Consider the following 15360-nt stretch of genomic DNA (forward strand, 5'->3'; position numbering starts at 1 on the left):
CGCTCCAAAGTTGCCCTGCTTGAGCAAGCCATCTTGATGAGCGCGAGGCCGACCATCGTTTCTGGTTTGCCGTTTTCGCTCGCCTCGGCGGCGCTCCTGACGGACATGGCAGTAACCCTGCCGCCGTGACCGCTGCGTCTCGATGAGGGCCAGCTTTCCGCGCAGTGTGCATCACCCTCATCAAAACTTGTCATCCTCGTCTTGCGGACGCCACGAAACAGGATTGGTGATCCAGCGACTGATGTCGGATTCATGCCAGCCTGCACCGTGGATACTGATCTGGATCTGGCGTGGGAAGGTGCCGTCGGCGATCTTGCGATAGATGGTGGACCGGGACAGACCTGTCCGAGAGACGACGGTTTTCAGGCGGATGATACGGTCTGGTTCGCGCATGGACGCACTGCCTCCTGCTGGTTGTTTTTGACTGCTCCTGATCAAGAGAGGGCAGACATTTGCGAGCGCGCAAGAGGGTTTTCCGCGTCATCGTACCCCGGCATAGAGACGGCGGCAGATAGGACTGTCTAGAGTCCAATGCCCCGGCCCCGCCCGAGGTCGATGCCGTGGGTGAATGCGAGTTCCGCACCAAGGCGCCGACCAGAGTCGACGCTGATGCCAAGGTCGTGCTTGCGGTTGGCGAGGATGGATTCAAGCTGCGGATCGCGCTCGAGGCTTTTGGCCATGTCACCCATCGCCGATCGCGTGGCCTTGTAGCCGGACATGTCACCCGCCTGATACTGGTGCTGGCTGGTCCGGTCGAGTTTGTGCCAACGCTCCACGAAATGGTCTGCGCGGCGGCCCGGATCGTTGTCCAGTCCGGTGCGGATTTCAGTTTCAAGCTGGAGGGCGCGGATGGCGCGGTTGATCCGTCCGCCGGCGGCCTCGGCGACAAGTTCCGGGCTCTTGACATAAGCCGCCTCGGCATCGCGCCAGCCATGGGGCCGCACCTCGTCGAAGGCTTTTCGGGCGTCAGCCAATTCGCGCAACCGCATCGGGCTGGCCTTGTTTCCTGCGCCCTCGTCGCTGAATATCGCGTCAATGGCGCGGGCATGACGCACGAGCGCATCGGTTCGGGCTTTCCGCAACGCCGCTTGCCCGTCCTCGGCGATCTCTCTGGCGGGCGCTGCGGGTTCGAGGCGCACTTCCTCTCTTTCCGGCCTGCGCATGGCGTCGAAGTCGGGCGCGCCATCTGCCGAAGGGCGCCGGCCGTCGAACATGTTGCGTAGCCTTTCAGGCACGACCTTGCGCACGATCTCTGCGACACGCTCGCGAAAGGTGATGCCGCGCCGCTCGGCATAGCTCTGCGCCGGATCGATCTGCTCGTAGTCCGACGCCATGTCCTTGGCGCGGTCACGTGACAGCGTACGGACAAGCCGGTCCCGTGTCGCGAAGTCGTCGCCGCTGTAATGCAGGTCCATCCCGTCTCGATGCCGCGACAGGGCAACGTAGCTCCCATGGGCATCCATACCCGGCGTCGCCAGGACGTGGGTTCGGTCAACCGTCATGCCCTGCGCTTTGTGGATTGTCGCGGCATAGCCGTGGTCAAAGTGGGTATAATCTTTCAGGTCGAAGCTCACCGACCTGCCGTCGTCAGTGCGCACGGTCATGCTCTGCCCGCTGACGTCTTCAATCATGCCCAACGTACCGTTCTTGACGCCGAGCCCGCGTTCGTTGCGCAGGAACATGATGCGGTCGCCGCTGGCGAAGTTCCTTGCACCGCGTTCGACATCGACGTGAACATCATCGCCGAGATCTCCAGCAGCCCGCATGTGCTTGCGCGCTGCCTTGTTGAGCGCACGCACTTCGTCGTTTGTGTGGGTGAGAATGATCCGGCTTGCCTCTGGCTCTGCCTGCCTGTCGCGATCCCAACGCTCGACCAGATCGATGCGCGCCTGATCGCGCGAGGCAGCCTGGTGCACCATGCCTTGCGTGTCATAGGCGCCGATCGCGGCACCGATCCTGCCGATTGCCAGATTGCGCGTGGCGTCACGCTGCCAGTCCTCGCGCTGCCGGCGCACCTGACCGATCTCGACGCCGCCATGTCGTTCGCGGATCGAACGGAATGCGGCGCCGGCTTCGATCGCCTGCAACTGCTGCGGATCGCCGACCAGCACAACCTTTGCGCCGACGCCTGCGGCATGGGAGAGCACGCGCTCCAATTGGCGCGTGCCGACCATGCCGGCTTCGTCGATCACCAGGACATCACGCGCGGTGAGAAGATCGCGACCCTGTTCCCAGCTGTGTTCCAAGCTGGCGATTGTGCGCGAAGCAATTCCTGAACCGCTCTCGAGATTTTCAGCGGCAATGCCGGAGAGTGCGGCGCCTCGAACCTCATAGCCCGCTGCCGCCCATGCCTGGCGCGCAACGCCAAGCATGGTGCTCTTGCCGGTTCCGGCAAGCCCGACAACGACATCAAGACCGCGGCCGTCCGTGATATGCGCAAGCGCTTCGGCCTGCTCGCCTGACAGAACAAGCCCGCGTTGCGCTGCGCGCGCGCGAGCGGCTTCTCGATCCTGATCACTCACCGCATGACGCTCCTTCCCGGTCATGTGTTCTGCAGCGCGGTGAAGGCGCTGTTCGGTCTCGATCATCTGTCGGGAGGTGAGCCGGTCTTCGCCGCGTCCGTCCTTGCCGAGTTCGACCAGATCGGGCGCGTTGCCGATCGCGCTCATCACCTGGTTGAACTGCTCGATGCCATCGCTGTGCCGATGCGCGAACTTCGCGATGTCCTTTCGGGTGAAGGTCGATTGCTGATGCGTGATGGCATCGAGCGCCACGGATGGATCCGCAATGATGCGCGCGCCATTGTTGCGCGCGATCTCGCGATGCAGTTCGGCGCGATCTGCTTCAATGTCGCCAGCAGCCAGGCCGCTGCCCTCGATGCGTTGAGCTGGTGCACCAATCTGCGTTTGCGGCTCCAGGGCGATGCCCTGTGCTTCCAGGCTGCGATGATCGATGCGGGCGTCGATGTCGAGTTCGGCCAGGCGCTCATTGGCCAGCTCCGCCCATCGCTCCCGCCAGCGCTCGACCAGCTGGGTAGCATTCCAGTCTCGAACCTTGGCACCAAAACCGTTCTCGTCCACGGACCGCATGGTGAGCATGACATGAGCGTGCGGTTTGGGGCTGCCATCCTCTGCCCTGTCCCAATGCACATTGAGATCGGCGACCATGCCCTTGCTGACAAACTCGACTTGTACAAAGTCGCGCGCCAGTTGGATGCCTTGCGCCTGGCTGAGTTCACGCGGGAGCGCAAACTCCACCTCGCGGGCAAGCTGGGCATCCTTCCGGACCTCGAACGCCTCGACATCGTTCCAAAGCCTCTCACGGTCGCGCCAGGCCTCCGGTGCATCCTCCGGCAGCATCACCTGGGAATGGACGACGCCGCGCTTGGCGGAGAAGTCATGAGTGCGTTCGATCCGTTCGTCGCGTAGTCGCGAAGCCGAACGGTAGGCCGCAGAAGCCAACGCGCTGCTGCCAGCCTTGCGGCCAATGACCTTGACGTGAAGATGAAAGATCGCCATCGCGACGGGATCATTTGCACGTCAAAGCGTACGTCGGCACGACGTATAAGCGCGCCCTCCCTCGAAAAAATCTCGGGATGGACCAGCCCGTCCCGGGCTGTCTCGGCAAGCCTGAAGCCTTCCGGCGGACGATCCCCTATCATCCAGAGATCGACAATCAATGGAGACAGCCATGCGCAAACCACGAGACTTCGACGCCGAACTGAAGGCGCTGGAAGACAAGGCGCGAGAACTCAAAACGCGAAAGGTGCAGCAACTTGGCGAGCTGGTGATCGCCACCGGCGCCGATCAGCTGAGCACCGACGAACTGGCCGGCGCACTGGTCGCAATCGCAGAAACGAAAGACATCTCAAAGCGTGAGGCATGGGCCAAGCGTGGAGTGATGTTTTTCGAGAGCGGCTCCCGGCGAACTGCTCGGGAATCTCAGCGCAACCCTCGCAGCGCTCCAGCGCAACCGGGCGGCCCACAATCGCCGGCGAGCGGCACGGGCTCGGCATGACATGCGCACCTGGCAGGTCGAGCGTCGCCAGCGCACCCGACATCTCATCGAACTCGGCGGGCTCGTCGTCAAGGCAGGCATCGTTGAACTGACCAATGACGATCGCGCCATCATCTACGGAGCGATGCTCTGGATCGCCGCCAAGCTGCAGAGCCATCAAGGCGAGCATGCGCGAGACCTATGGGCCGCGAAGGGAAAGCAGGCGTTCGATGCGGAAAGGCTTGAAGAGCGGAGGGGACGGGGAACTTAGCCACAGTTGGCGCAAGCAGCGGCCGGCAAGAAGCCGGGACAGCAGACCTCCGCCGGTGCGCCAGCGCCGACGCCGCAGTCAAGCGCTTGCGCTGGAAGCTTTCGCATTCATCGTCGCTACCGGCGACAATCTTCTCTCGCGAGGCCTTGATCTTGATGATGAAGGGCGCAAGGCTTGAGTAGGCGAAGCTCGTCAAAGCAGGCGCTGCCCTATGAGCAAACTTCAAACGCCAGATCGTGTTCCCCTCGAAACTTCCCACGCCCCACAGATGCGATCATGCACACTGCGCGCTGATACAACTCTATAGCCAGGGTGCGAGCCAGCGGCATTGCTCTGCACAGCTGGGACGGGCGGAAAAGCGAGGGAAGCTCCTTGCTTTAGATGAGATCGGCAAGGGCAATCCAGCCGATGGGATGACAGAAGCGAAACTTACTCTTGTCATGTTGCGCAAGAGACGTAGATTTTACGGAGAAACGCACTATTTGCCTTGTTGGCGGGGCGTTCAAATCAAACGTCGCTCAATTCATCCGTTCCACAAGAAGGAAATTATATGACCACTGTTGTCGAACAAGACAATGCACTGGATACCGTGTCGATAACGGCTGACATTGTCGCCGCCTATGTATCGAACAATCCGGTGCCGGTTGGCGAGTTGCCGAAGCTGATCGGTGATATTCATGCCGCCCTGAATGGCATCGGCACGTCGGCGGTAGAACCTGTGGTAAAACAGGAGCCGGCAGTTTCGATCAAGAAATCGGTGACACCTGACTTCATCATCTGTCTGGAAGACGGAAAGAAATTCAAATCGCTCAAGCGGCACCTTCAGCACTTCAACCTGACCCCCGACGAATACCGGCAGAAATGGAACCTGCCGTCCGACTATCCGATGGTGGCGCCGAACTACGCGGCCACCCGGTCGGCTCTGGCGAAATCAATAGGGCTCGGGCGCAAGGCGGCGACGCCCACGTCTGCCGCGGCGGAAAAACGCAAACCGGCCGTGCGTGCGGCGGCAGCGAGAACCACTGCGGCGGCAATCAAGTCGCCGGTGAAGAAGGCGCGCAAGGCGCGGGCCAAAGCGTAACCTGCTGCATCTGACAGAGGCTTAGGCTGCGCCTGACTTGAACATGGCGAAGCCCCGCCTTGAGGTGGGGCTTCGTGTTGAGATGGATCATTCTGCGGTGCGGCGGGACCAGATGAGCGAGAAGTCGCCCGCTGTGTCGGTCTCGACCAGGCTCGGGTAGATCGGAGCGGGGAAGCTGGGGTCGTCGAGCTTGACGGAGTGGTAGTCCGTCTGACGCACGCTGAGGCATTGCTGGGAAAGGGTTGCTTCCACGCCGGGCGTCTGATGCCAAGGTGATGCGCTGCGTGACGCGATAAGAGTGGTAGAAATTGCCGGCTTTGGCGTTGGTTTGCAGCGGATTCGTTCCTTGACGCGATGACAGTGTGGAATTGCCTGTGCCATAAGGCCAATCGTTGAACCAACTCAGAAGGGATGGAAACGATGGCTGTAAACACTATCGATATTGCCGAACGCCTTGCAGACGCGCACGGCCTGTCGAAAACCCAAGCGAAATCCGTGGTCGAGGATGTGTTGAAGGGCATTGCGGACGCCGCTGCCAAGGGCGAGGAAATCAGCCTCAATGGCTTCGGCAAGTTCAAGGTACAGAACAAACCAGCACGTGATGGCCGCAATCCGTCGACTGGCGCCACGATCAAGATCGCCGCATCGAAGAAGATCGTCTTCCAGCCGGCAAAGGCTCTCAAGGACTCGGTCAACGGCTGACCATTTTATGATGATACATCTCGTCTGATGGTAACGCGCTGTCCTGTTGGGCGATGATGTCTCATGCCAAGATCATCAGCTTCTCATTGCTGCCGTTCTTAAGTCGAGGTCCCCGGGTGCGCCATTGGCGCGGCCGGGAAATTCTCCAACAGAAAGCTGGCCGGAACCGCCCGGTGGCTCCGGCCGTCGCTTATTCGGCGGCGATGTTGACGGGTTCGCCCCCTCGGCTAGGGAGCTGCTGTCGGCGAGCGCAGCGTTCGTCGTGTCCGCCTCCGGGGCTTCCGGCTCCGCTTCAGCAACGTCCGCCGATCTGGCGTCCACGCCTTCCTCGTCTTGCCGCTCAGCAAACACCGCAGGTTCCGGGGTCCGCAAGACTGCAGGCAGCCATCCAGTCCCGGCCAGCAACTGCTCGGCGGCTTCCGCCATTGGCTGCTTTTTCAGATCCGACAGCCTCTCTGCCGCCTCTTCGCCGGCAGCATCGCGCACGGCGTTGAGGATATGTGCCTTGTTGATGCGCCCGAGATACATCCCGACGGTCGGCGTCCAATGTGTTGTGATGTCGAGGTTGACCACTGTCGCCAGCCGGTTCCCAGTATCGTGGGCGAGAGGCTTGCGCTCCCAAAGGTGCTTTACGGCATTGACGGTAAGCGGGGCGCAATGGGCAAACAACACCATGACGCTGGCGTGGTCGAGTGAGGCGATGAGAACGCATTGCCAGTTCAAGGCTATTTTCGATTTGCGCGTGGCAATGTATGCCTCCTCGGGGAATGAGTGTAGGGGTGCGATATGGAAGAAGCATGGGACGCGCGTCAAAGCGGGTGGAAAAAGCAGCCGGAGGACGCGCGGCTATCCTCAGACATCGACTACTCTCGTATCGTCCATTCCGGATCGTTTCGTAGGCTTCAAGGCAAAACCCAAATCCTTAACCTGGGCGACAGTGACTTTTACCGAACCCGTCTGACGCATTCTCTTGAAGTCGCGCAAATCGCTGGCGGCATCGCCCGCCAGTTAATGCTGCTCACGGATCATGCCGCCTTCCGACATCTGCCATCGGCAAGCCTAATACAGGCCATTGGATTCGCCCACGACCTCGGTCATCCGCCTTTCGGACATGGAGGCGAGGTCGCCCTCAATTACTGCATGCGCGAGCACGGAGGCTTTGAAGGAAATGGACACACCCTTCGGATCGTCAGCCGGCTTGAAAGCTTCTCCGAGCGCCACGGATCCGATCTTTCGCGTCGATGCCTGCTTGGACTTCTCAAATATCCAGCGCCGTACAGCGCGGTCTTCAATCCAGCGAAGCCGGCCGAGATGGATGAGCGGCCCACCTCAATCAGGATTATCGATCGAAAAAAATCAAAGCCACCAAAATGTTTCCTCGACAGCGAGACCGACGTTGTAGATTGGGTTTTCGAGCCCTTAGGCCGGACAGACCGGGAGAGGTTTCAAGCTCTTAAGGAGACGAACGGGGAGCATGCTAAGCCAATCCATAAATCGTTCGATTGCAGCATCATGGATATAGCGGACGACATTGCCTACGGCGTCCACGACCTCGAGGATTCCATTGCCCTGGGACTAATCAAGGAACATGAATTTCGCGCACTCGTGCCGGAATCTGCATGCGCCGCGTTCCTGGAATCCTTGAAAGCCAAGTACCCCAAAGAGTTCGCGAATGACGTATACGAAGTGGTTGTGAAGAAGCTTTTCTCAGACGGGAAGAGCAGAAAGCACTACATTGGTCGCCTCGTTCATCATTTCATGACCAATGTAACAATTGAGGAGGTGCCAGAGTTCGCGGAACCGCTTCTCCGTTTCCGGGCCGTTATGCCTCGAAGATATGGGGTTCTGCTGGATGCACTGAAAAATGCTGTTGTCGACAAGGTCATCCGAAGCGCGAATGTTCAGCACCTTGAATTCAAGGGCCAGAAGATGGTTGTGTCGGTATTTGAGGCGATCAATTCCGAACCCAAGGCGTTTCTTCCCGCAGACGCCTACGAGGCGTTCCAAAAATCGGGAGACGACGTCCGGACCATCTGCGATTATGTCGCGGGCATGACTGATTGGTTTCTGCTCAAAACCTATGATCGACTTTTCAGTCCCCGAATGGGTTCCGTCTTCGATAAACTCTAATGAACAGAACTGCCTGAAGGCGTGATGCCGTGCCTTCATTTGTTGCGGGGGCAGTACGTCAGGCTCACAACCTTACAGTCACAGGTTCAATCTGTCCCGCAACCAACCTCCTTAGTGAAATCAATGAGATGGCCTGCCGCAGCGGTCTCTCCATTTGGTGCCAGGGCCTCCCAAACATCCAAATATTTCATCTATTTACAACGGGTTAGAAAGTTTCCGTCATCCGCTACAATCCATCGAGGAAAACTCTTTGGCACAAAAACTCTCGGGTTTGGGGCGCTGTTTGAGACCTGTTCCGAGCGGCCGACCCATCGCGGGAGAGTCTCATTTCCTCCTCGATCAGTAAGACGGAACTTCATTTGTACGGAACAGCGTGGGAGTGCTAGCATGGCGCAACTATGTCCGAATTGCCGACTGCACCTGAAAGCGAATACCAGCTGATCGGCCCTTCCGAGGAAGGCACCGTCAGCGACCTTCTTTCCGGGCTATCACCAAAAGACAGCCGTCAAAGACTTCAGGCATTGATAGCCGAATGGCTTCGCATGGAAAATCTTGTTGTTCTTACCGGCGCCGGCACATCAGTTTCGTCGGGCGGAAAGACAATGGTCGAGTTGGAAAAAGCCGTCCTCGCGGCGGTGAAGGCGATGGCGAAGTGCCCAGCCACCATCAAGGTCATCATTGACGCGCGCACGGCGGATAAGAGCACTGATAAAACTGGCTTTGAGGATTGGCTCTCGTATCTCGTGAATGCAAGTTACATCGGAACCGCCACGCAGTCCCCCTTTGGCGGAGTAATATGGAAAGGGAAGGCTAGCCCGAGCGTGTTGGAACTCGCTTGGCTTGTTAAGGAGGCCGGCAAGGTCATCTTCGCAGAATGTGCCCTGACCTTACCCAGCACGGGCCCCGTGAGTTCGACAGCGATCGCGCCGCAACTTGCCTTTCTGGCGAAGCTGGTCGCCCGCGATAGCAATCTCGGCCGCGCCCATCTCTTCACACTGAACTACGACACGCTTTTTGAGCAGGCCCTCGAATTACTCGGCATTCAGTATTTTGACGGATTCACCGGTCGCGCCGACGCCCGGTTTGACCCCTCCGTGTACGGGCTCGACATCTACTATCCCGGCGAGATAGCGGAGGGCAGGGTCAGGCGCTTCGACAAATTTCTGCATTTTTACAAGCTTCACGGGTCGATTCACTGGCAGGTTCGCGGTGATGAGCTGCGGGCTCGCCATCCCGACCTAAGCGACTATGTGAAATACGCTACCCTCGATCCGATCGCCAAGGCCAAGATGATTGAGGAGCTTGGCGACAAGATTCCGTCGGTTGGCGTTCTGCCCACCGCGAATAAATTCGCTCAGACGCTTTCGATGCCATTTGCTCATCTCTTTCGCGCGTTCCATATCCGGATGAGCGCGCCACAGACGTTCGTGCTGGTACTCGGATATGGGTTTGGCGACGACCACGTCACCAAGATTATTGAGACGGCTCTCATGAATCCGTCGCTGGTTTTGCTCGTGGTTGAGCCCAACCCCAACAGCCCGACAATCGCCCGCATCCGCGGATACAAGGAGCTTGGCAAACGTGCGTTTGTGCTGACGGCGTCAGCGTCCGCCTTCAAGAAAGGCGCCTACCAAAAATCGACGTTCGATGATTTCGCGCGCGCGATCATGCCGGATGTTCAATGGCTGGACGATTTCTTGCGACTTCGTCGATTTGAGAAGCAGATCAAGGCGTCGAATGGTCCTGACGATCAGCCGGCGAATGGCTCGACGTGACGATGGAAAACCCTCGGATTGTCGGCCATATCGTGGCGGTGCAAGGCTTTCGGGTGAAGGTCGAACTTTTGCCCGAAACGAAATCCGCGCTTCGCGCTACGCTTGACGGCGTTCAGATCGCCGTGGCGATCAACGCCTATTTGACTTTTAGTCTAGGGGCTGGGCAATTTGTCATTGGTATCATTACCGACCTAGAGGCGCGCGAGACCTTTGATACCACATCCGGGGACGACCTTTCGCTGGAGCTCGTAAAACCGCGCAGGACGGCGAGTATTCAGCTCTTGGGCACCATCCAACAAAACGAAAAAATCGGCGCCTTTAGCCCGGGCATAACCATCCTGCCGACGCTGGATACCCCGGCCGAAATATGCTCCCCAGAAATCCTTCAGGCGGTATTCGAAACGCCACCTCGTTGCAACAAGCCGGAGGATTATGGGGGCGAAGATTTCGACTACGATTTGCGAATTGGGTGGCCTACTGGACAACCCAATAGCGCGGTGCGCGCCTCCTATAATGATCTATTTTCGCGGCCGCTCGCCATCGTTGGTAATACCGGCTCTGGAAAGTCATTCACTGTTTCAAGTCTTTTACAAAAGGCCATGCGAGCGCTTGGCGACAAAGGTGACGAGCCGCACGTCTTTGTCCTTGATATCAACGGGGAGTACGGCAAGGCATTCCCGCCGGCATCCCCGCCTCGATCGCCGGACCGGATTTATCTGAATGGAGCTGAGTTCGGAATTCCGCTTTGGTTCATGAACGCGTCCGAAGTTTGCACCTGGTTGAGCGCATCGGAGCAAACTCAGGAGCCCGTGCTAAAAGACTGGTGGGCTATCGCGAAGGCCAGCGGCGAGGACAGCGCGCTCGTGACGGGGTCAAACATGCTACGGCATGCCGTTTCCAAGGTCTTGATCATACTTCAGGTCTTAGATGTTCAGCAAAAGCCGTATAAGAAGATATGCTGCCAACAATTCAAAATTCTGAAGGACTACGTGGGCGCGCGGCAGGTCGATGGAATGACCGAGCTGCGCGAAACTCTTCTCCCTCATGCTGCTCAGTACAAGGCGGATGGCAAGGACGTGGATTGGAGTTCACCAGAGAACGAATTTGACATTCGTGCTGCGGCGGAGACTGTCCTGGCCAATCTGAGGGCCTTAATTGCTGGCGACGTCGCCGTCGCGACGATGAGCGCAACGACAGCGGATAGTCCTCGATTTATTCCGCGTGGTCGACTTGTCGATCCCACGCTGTTCGATAGCGCCACGGCTCCGGAAGATGTCGGAAGAGTGGAGGCGCATCTTACGACCCTCAAACTTCGTCTGAAAGCTCGTTTGGATGACCCGCGCTGGCAATCATTCCTCAACTATGAAAACGAGGCCACTAACATTCCCTCCCTATCGATTTGGCTGGACAAACTAGGCCTTGGAAAGCGGAAGGGGCCGCGAGTTTCGATTATTGATCTATCAATGCTGAGTTACGAAGTTTTACCCTATGCCTGCACGATCATCGGCCGTGTTCTTTTGGAGGCGAGAGAAAATCTTCCCGCCGAGAGACGTTACAAACATCCCTGGTTATTAGTTCTCGAGGAAGCCCATAACTACGCGAGACCTCCCCGCGCCGACGAGGAAAGAGGGCAGACCCTCTCGCGGCTCGCGTTTGAAAGAATAGCCAAGGAAGGAAGGAAATTTGGCCTGTCACTTGTTATCGCTAGCCAGCGACCCAGCGAAATCAGTCAGACAATCATCAGCCAATGCGCCAATTTCATAAGCCATCGCCTTCAGAACCCAGATGATATCGACCATTTTCGTCGGATCATTCCAATGCAGGCTCGTAGGCTGCTCGATCAAGTCACAATCCTTGCCTCTGGCGAGGCGATCGTTTTTGGAAGCGCTTTTCATATTCCAGCGCGCGTGCAATTCGACCGGCCGAATCCGGGTCCTTTCAGCCAGACTGCTGCTCCCTACCACGAGTGGCGAACGGAACCCGCGCCATTTCCGCTATCAACTATTATCAAGGCGTGGGGTGCCGAACCGAAGAGACCCGCAAAAATCTCGGAAACCCCGGTTGCAGCCGCGAAGGCGGATGAAGACGACGACACGCCTTTCTGATACCTCGGTACCAAGCGACGCCGTCTGACTGACAAGCTAATTAAGCCTTTCAGCATTAGGCCTTGGAAGGCTTCATTCGGGCGGTAAAGAATTCGCTCCTTCACGTAGATCTGCTGCATGCGGTCGGTGTGGATGCCTGTGTTGCGAGCCCGTGCGGGTGCGCGCTCGGTGAACTTGTCCCCTGTCGTTATCGTGTGAACCACCCCATTCGAGAGGAGATTCGGGCGGGGCTATGCAACCGACAAAAAGCGGTCGGGATCGGCTTTGCAATGTCCGACGAAAGGGAGCAATCTCGCCCCGCAAGGAACACACAACATGAAGCGCAAGAAGCGCGATCCGGAGAAATTCGATCCAGTAGAGCTTTTTACGGCCATAGGCCGGGACCGCGGCTACAAGATCAACGCTGACGGCGATATCGACGACTTCCTTGGCCGGGTCGGCCGATCCTTGAAAGCTTCTCAGACGAACTTGATACTGCTCCACGGAAAGCGCGTGGAAGCACTGTTTGCTCACGCAGCCGGTGCGCTAGGGAAATGCCGGATGATTAAGCAGGAGGACTGCGGAAGCCTGTTCATCGATGGCGACGAAGTTGAGATACCCGACTACCGCATGATCTTGAAAGACGGCACCAGCTATCTGATCGAGGTCAAGAATTTCCACATGAAGGACTTCAAATCGGAATTCAAGATTCCCAAGAAATCCATCCGGAAATTGGAGGCATACGCCGGGATAAACGGCCTTCCTCTAAGAATCGCGGCGTACTTTTCAAACCCCGGGGTCTGGGTGCTGTTGCCGTCGGCGGCGTTCCGCGAGACGAAAAACCACTTCGTCATCGGCTTCGCTGACGCGATGGCCCGGAACGAGATGGCAACCCTTGGCGACCGCACGATTGCTACTTTGCCAGACCTGCGCATCGAATTTCATGGAGATCCAGATGAATGCTTTGTGCCGGACGACAGCGGCCAGGTCCGCTTCACTACGAGGCGGATCAAAATCTACTGCCGAAACCAAGAAGTCGCGGACGGTGACGGCAAGGAAATCGCATTCTATCTGATGCGGCACGGCAACTGGCCGGAGCAGTACGCACACGCCATGATGGACGAAGGGAAGGTGGTTGGGGTGCGCTTCGGTTTCAGCCCTAGAAGCCCCGTGGAAGACCAGGACCTCCAGATAATCGGTGCGTTGAGCACGATGGTCAGCAGCGCATACGGCGAGATGACGGTTGGAGAAAGCTCGATTCTGGCCTTGGACGTGCAGGACGATCCCGACGTCTTCTCCCTGAGGATACCCGAAGGCTTCAAGGATCAGGCGCTGCCTCTGTGGCAGTTCACTCTGCAGCCAAACTACAACATCAAGAAAAGCGCCGCGAACTAAGAGCTCAGTCCTGGCCCGCTTCGGCTTCATCGCCGCCGTCGTCTGATTCCTCTTCGTCTTCGGGACCTGCCTCGACCTCGCTTTCGCCGCCAAGGCTCTGGAAGCGACGATCCGCAAGCCAGTAGAGCCGCTTTGACTGGGTGAGGAGGACACGCCGCAGGCCAATCTTGACCTCGCGCTCGCTGATGACCTGGGCCAGTTTCGAGACGATCAGCGCCCGCCGGGCGAGGCGCGTGTCGGGGTGACCCCGCAGCTCCAGCACCTTGTCGGAGACGATCGAGCCTTTCATCGACGGCGGCTCGTTGATCGGGATGGTTGGTGCTGGCGGGTCCTTCTCGTTGAGGATCGCTTTGAACTTGCTTTCGGCCCGCAGCCTGGTGAAAACGAGATGCTCGAGCGCGTCGAGGTAAGCCTTGGCGTGGTTGAAGTCGGGATGCTTTTTGTTGACCCCTTCGAACTGGGGCAGCGGCCACACCTCGATCTCGGCCACCTCGAAAGGATCCAGCACGCTCATGGCGACAGCATCGGTGCGTTGGTTCGTCATGTGCCGACTGACCCGGCCGCTCAGCTTTTCCTTGGTCTGGCCTACATAGATCGGCTCGCCGTCGTAGTCATAGAAGGCATAGACTCCCCACTTGTATCCACCGACCGGACGCTTCACGCCGGAGGGGTCGTCGTAGAGCGTCTCCCGAAAGAATTTCCGGATAGCCTTACGCAGCTCGTCCGTTTCGAGCGGCGGTTTTTTCGTATCGTCCGCCGTGCTGTCTGGGGCTTTGGCCATGTCGTCCTTCGGAAGCTTGGAGGACAGGCTCGAACAGGTGCTGCGCCAGCCAGCGCACTACCGGAACCGCCACCCCGTCCCCCATCAGGTGGTAGCCCTCATTGTAAGCACGGGGAAGCCTGTAATCGTCAGGCAGCCCCATCAGGCGCGCGGTCTCCCTCGCGCTGATCAGGCGCGATCGCACACGGTCGCCGTCCACCACGATGATCGTCTGCCGGGATGATCCGCCAGATGGCGTGCGCAGGCAGCCCGCCACGTCGTCGAAGCGGACCTCAGCGCGAACAGCCTTGCCGTCCGCCTGCGTCCTCGTCCTCTTGTAGACAGTCCCGACCATGCGGCGGCCGGCGCGCTTAGCAGCTTCCAGCTTCGCGAGATTCACCGGGGTCATCTGGGCGATCAGCCGCGCGGTCTGCTCCGCGGTGTGCCATTCGACGCTCGACGGATTCTCCTCGACGAGGTCAGCGAAGCAACTGTTACGGAGCGGCGGAGTCGGCAGGTTCCACCAGAGCCAGCTCTTCCTTGCCTTCGCCGGGATCCGCGCGACCGCGTGCTGCAGGCCGCGCGTATGGAATGGCTCCACGGCTTCCGGCGACAGCATCGCCTCGTCGACGACGACGTCGCTGCGAACGCCGATCACGAACAACCGCGGACGGCTCTGGGGGACGAACAGCTTAGCATCGATCACAACGGCGCCGTATCGATAACCCGCCTTGGCGAAGGTTTCGGCGATCGCCACGAAGTCGGCGCCGCCATGGCTCGTCAGCGTCCCGTTTACGTTCTCCAAGGCGACGATCCGCGGACCGCGTCCATCCTTGATCAGGGCCTGCATGACCTCCCAGAAGGGATAGAACGTGCCGCTGCGCTCGCCCTTCAGGCCTGCCCCGCCTCCGGCGAGCGACAGGTCCTGGCACGGGAATGACCCCCACGCCAAGTCGGCTGTGCCTGGAAGCTTGTCGACCTTCACCTTCCGGATGTCGCCGACGGTCAGCTCGCCGCCGGTCCCCCAGTTGACTTGATAGGTCAGGCCCTTTTTGACGTCGAAGTCGTTCGCGAACGCACATGTCCACTTGTCGCCAAGCCCGGCGCGCGCCATGCCCCCTCCGGCGAAGAACTCAAAGAATGTCGGCATGATCTCCCCGCGATTC

14 protein-coding genes are annotated in these 15360 nt (G+C 59.0%); 8 read left to right on the forward strand and 6 right to left on the reverse strand.

All coding sequences use genetic code 11. The features are described 5' to 3' along the window. Positions 1-180: 180 nt before the first annotated feature. Positions 181-393, reverse strand: coding sequence for a helix-turn-helix transcriptional regulator (locus LHFGNBLO_RS13830; protein ID WP_027030983.1), 213 nt, complete (start codon positions 391-393; stop codon positions 181-183). 128 nt (positions 394-521) lie between these two features. After that, entirely contained in the window at positions 522-3518 is a 2997-nt protein-coding gene (traA, locus tag LHFGNBLO_RS13835) for a Ti-type conjugative transfer relaxase TraA (protein WP_258608204.1), read from the reverse strand. A 172-nt stretch (positions 3519-3690) separates the two neighbouring features. On the opposite strand from traA, the gene LHFGNBLO_RS13840 reads away from it, so the two are divergent. The 3 genes from LHFGNBLO_RS13840 (at position 3691) to LHFGNBLO_RS13850 (ending at position 5348) form a co-directional block, all read left to right on the forward strand. Continuing rightward, positions 3691-4017 (forward strand): conjugal transfer protein TraD, encoded by a 327-nt coding sequence (locus LHFGNBLO_RS13840; protein WP_258609715.1) that lies wholly within the window; start codon positions 3691-3693, stop codon positions 4015-4017. A gap of 1 nt (position 4018) precedes the next feature. Continuing rightward, complete coding sequence (locus tag LHFGNBLO_RS13845; protein ID WP_258608206.1) at positions 4019-4267, forward strand: conjugal transfer protein TraD; 249 nt, start codon at positions 4019-4021, stop codon at positions 4265-4267. 550 nt (positions 4268-4817) lie between these two features. Beyond that, positions 4818-5348 carry a MucR family transcriptional regulator gene (locus LHFGNBLO_RS13850; protein WP_258609717.1) on the forward strand — a complete coding sequence of 177 codons (531 nt, stop codon included), beginning with the start codon at positions 4818-4820 and terminating at the stop codon, positions 5346-5348. Positions 5349-5435: 87 nt separating this feature from the next. Here LHFGNBLO_RS13850 and LHFGNBLO_RS13855 read toward each other — a convergent pair whose 3' ends face one another. Then, the gene (locus LHFGNBLO_RS13855) at positions 5436-5729 is read right to left on the reverse strand and encodes a DUF736 domain-containing protein (RefSeq protein WP_258608209.1); all 294 of its coding nucleotides are present in this window, start codon (positions 5727-5729) and stop codon (positions 5436-5438) included. A 39-nt stretch (positions 5730-5768) separates the two neighbouring features. Here LHFGNBLO_RS13855 and LHFGNBLO_RS13860 point away from each other — a divergent pair, with 39 nt between their 5' ends. Further along, positions 5769-6050 (forward strand): HU family DNA-binding protein, encoded by a 282-nt coding sequence (locus tag LHFGNBLO_RS13860; RefSeq protein ID WP_258608211.1) that lies wholly within the window; start codon positions 5769-5771, stop codon positions 6048-6050. Positions 6051-6125: 75 nt separating this feature from the next. Here the strand turns inward: LHFGNBLO_RS13860 and LHFGNBLO_RS33655 are convergent, their stop codons facing one another. Then, positions 6126-6725, reverse strand: a complete 600-nt coding sequence (locus tag LHFGNBLO_RS33655) for a hypothetical protein (protein WP_413774682.1) — start codon at positions 6723-6725, stop codon at positions 6126-6128. A gap of 111 nt (positions 6726-6836) precedes the next feature. Here LHFGNBLO_RS33655 and LHFGNBLO_RS13870 point away from each other — a divergent pair, with 111 nt between their 5' ends. From LHFGNBLO_RS13870 to LHFGNBLO_RS13885, 4 genes are all read left to right on the forward strand, one after another. Then, positions 6837-8180, forward strand: a complete 1344-nt coding sequence (locus LHFGNBLO_RS13870; protein WP_258608213.1) for an anti-phage deoxyguanosine triphosphatase — start codon at positions 6837-6839, stop codon at positions 8178-8180. A gap of 398 nt (positions 8181-8578) precedes the next feature. Further along, positions 8579-9955 (forward strand): SIR2 family protein, encoded by a 1377-nt coding sequence (locus LHFGNBLO_RS13875; protein ID WP_258608215.1) that lies wholly within the window; start codon positions 8579-8581, stop codon positions 9953-9955. Between the two features lie 2 nt (positions 9956-9957). Then, the gene (locus LHFGNBLO_RS13880) at positions 9958-12060 is read left to right on the forward strand and encodes an ATP-binding protein (RefSeq protein ID WP_258609719.1); all 2103 of its coding nucleotides are present in this window, start codon (positions 9958-9960) and stop codon (positions 12058-12060) included. A 315-nt stretch (positions 12061-12375) separates the two neighbouring features. After that, the gene (locus LHFGNBLO_RS13885; protein WP_258608217.1) at positions 12376-13434 is read left to right on the forward strand and encodes a hypothetical protein; all 1059 of its coding nucleotides are present in this window, start codon (positions 12376-12378) and stop codon (positions 13432-13434) included. A 4-nt stretch (positions 13435-13438) separates the two neighbouring features. On the opposite strand, the gene LHFGNBLO_RS13890 is transcribed toward LHFGNBLO_RS13885, so the two are convergent. Both LHFGNBLO_RS13890 and LHFGNBLO_RS13895 read right to left on the reverse strand, forming a co-directional pair. Next, the gene (locus tag LHFGNBLO_RS13890; RefSeq protein WP_258608218.1) at positions 13439-14215 is read right to left on the reverse strand and encodes a GIY-YIG nuclease family protein; all 777 of its coding nucleotides are present in this window, start codon (positions 14213-14215) and stop codon (positions 13439-13441) included. After that, on the reverse strand, positions 14145-15344 hold the full coding sequence (locus LHFGNBLO_RS13895; protein ID WP_258608220.1) for a DNA cytosine methyltransferase: 1200 nt from the start codon (positions 15342-15344) through the stop codon (positions 14145-14147). The genes LHFGNBLO_RS13890 and LHFGNBLO_RS13895 overlap by 71 nt, the downstream gene beginning before the upstream one ends. Between the last annotated feature and the right edge of the window lie 16 nt (positions 15345-15360).

The sequence above is a fragment of the Mesorhizobium sp. AR10 genome (genome assembly GCF_024746795.1).
Taxonomy (GTDB): Bacteria; Pseudomonadota; Alphaproteobacteria; order Rhizobiales; family Rhizobiaceae; genus Mesorhizobium.

What these genes read in the sequence shown, in the direction of transcription:
- LHFGNBLO_RS13830 (WP_027030983.1), bottom strand. Translation starts at nt 393, where the DNA reads ATGCGCGAACCAGACCGTATCATCCGCCTGAAAACCGTCGTCTCTCGG.
- traA (WP_258608204.1), bottom strand. Translation starts at nt 3,518, where the DNA reads ATGGCGATCTTTCATCTTCACGTCAAGGTCATTGGCCGCAAGGCTGGC.
- LHFGNBLO_RS13840 (WP_258609715.1), top strand. Translation starts at nt 3,691, where the DNA reads ATGCGCAAACCACGAGACTTCGACGCCGAACTGAAGGCGCTGGAAGAC.
- LHFGNBLO_RS13845 (WP_258608206.1), top strand. Translation starts at nt 4,019, where the DNA reads ATGCGCACCTGGCAGGTCGAGCGTCGCCAGCGCACCCGACATCTCATC.
- LHFGNBLO_RS13850 (WP_258609717.1), top strand. Translation starts at nt 4,818, where the DNA reads ATGACCACTGTTGTCGAACAAGACAATGCACTGGATACCGTGTCGATA.
- LHFGNBLO_RS13855 (WP_258608209.1), bottom strand. Translation starts at nt 5,729, where the DNA reads ATGGCACAGGCAATTCCACACTGTCATCGCGTCAAGGAACGAATCCGC.
- LHFGNBLO_RS13860 (WP_258608211.1), top strand. Translation starts at nt 5,769, where the DNA reads ATGGCTGTAAACACTATCGATATTGCCGAACGCCTTGCAGACGCGCAC.
- LHFGNBLO_RS33655 (WP_413774682.1), bottom strand. Translation starts at nt 6,725, where the DNA reads ATGGTGTTGTTTGCCCATTGCGCCCCGCTTACCGTCAATGCCGTAAAG.
- LHFGNBLO_RS13870 (WP_258608213.1), top strand. Translation starts at nt 6,837, where the DNA reads ATGGAAGAAGCATGGGACGCGCGTCAAAGCGGGTGGAAAAAGCAGCCG.
- LHFGNBLO_RS13875 (WP_258608215.1), top strand. Translation starts at nt 8,579, where the DNA reads ATGTCCGAATTGCCGACTGCACCTGAAAGCGAATACCAGCTGATCGGC.
- LHFGNBLO_RS13880 (WP_258609719.1), top strand. Translation starts at nt 9,958, where the DNA reads ATGGAAAACCCTCGGATTGTCGGCCATATCGTGGCGGTGCAAGGCTTT.
- LHFGNBLO_RS13885 (WP_258608217.1), top strand. Translation starts at nt 12,376, where the DNA reads ATGAAGCGCAAGAAGCGCGATCCGGAGAAATTCGATCCAGTAGAGCTT.
- LHFGNBLO_RS13890 (WP_258608218.1), bottom strand. Translation starts at nt 14,215, where the DNA reads ATGGCCAAAGCCCCAGACAGCACGGCGGACGATACGAAAAAACCGCCG.
- LHFGNBLO_RS13895 (WP_258608220.1), bottom strand. Translation starts at nt 15,344, where the DNA reads ATGCCGACATTCTTTGAGTTCTTCGCCGGAGGGGGCATGGCGCGCGCC.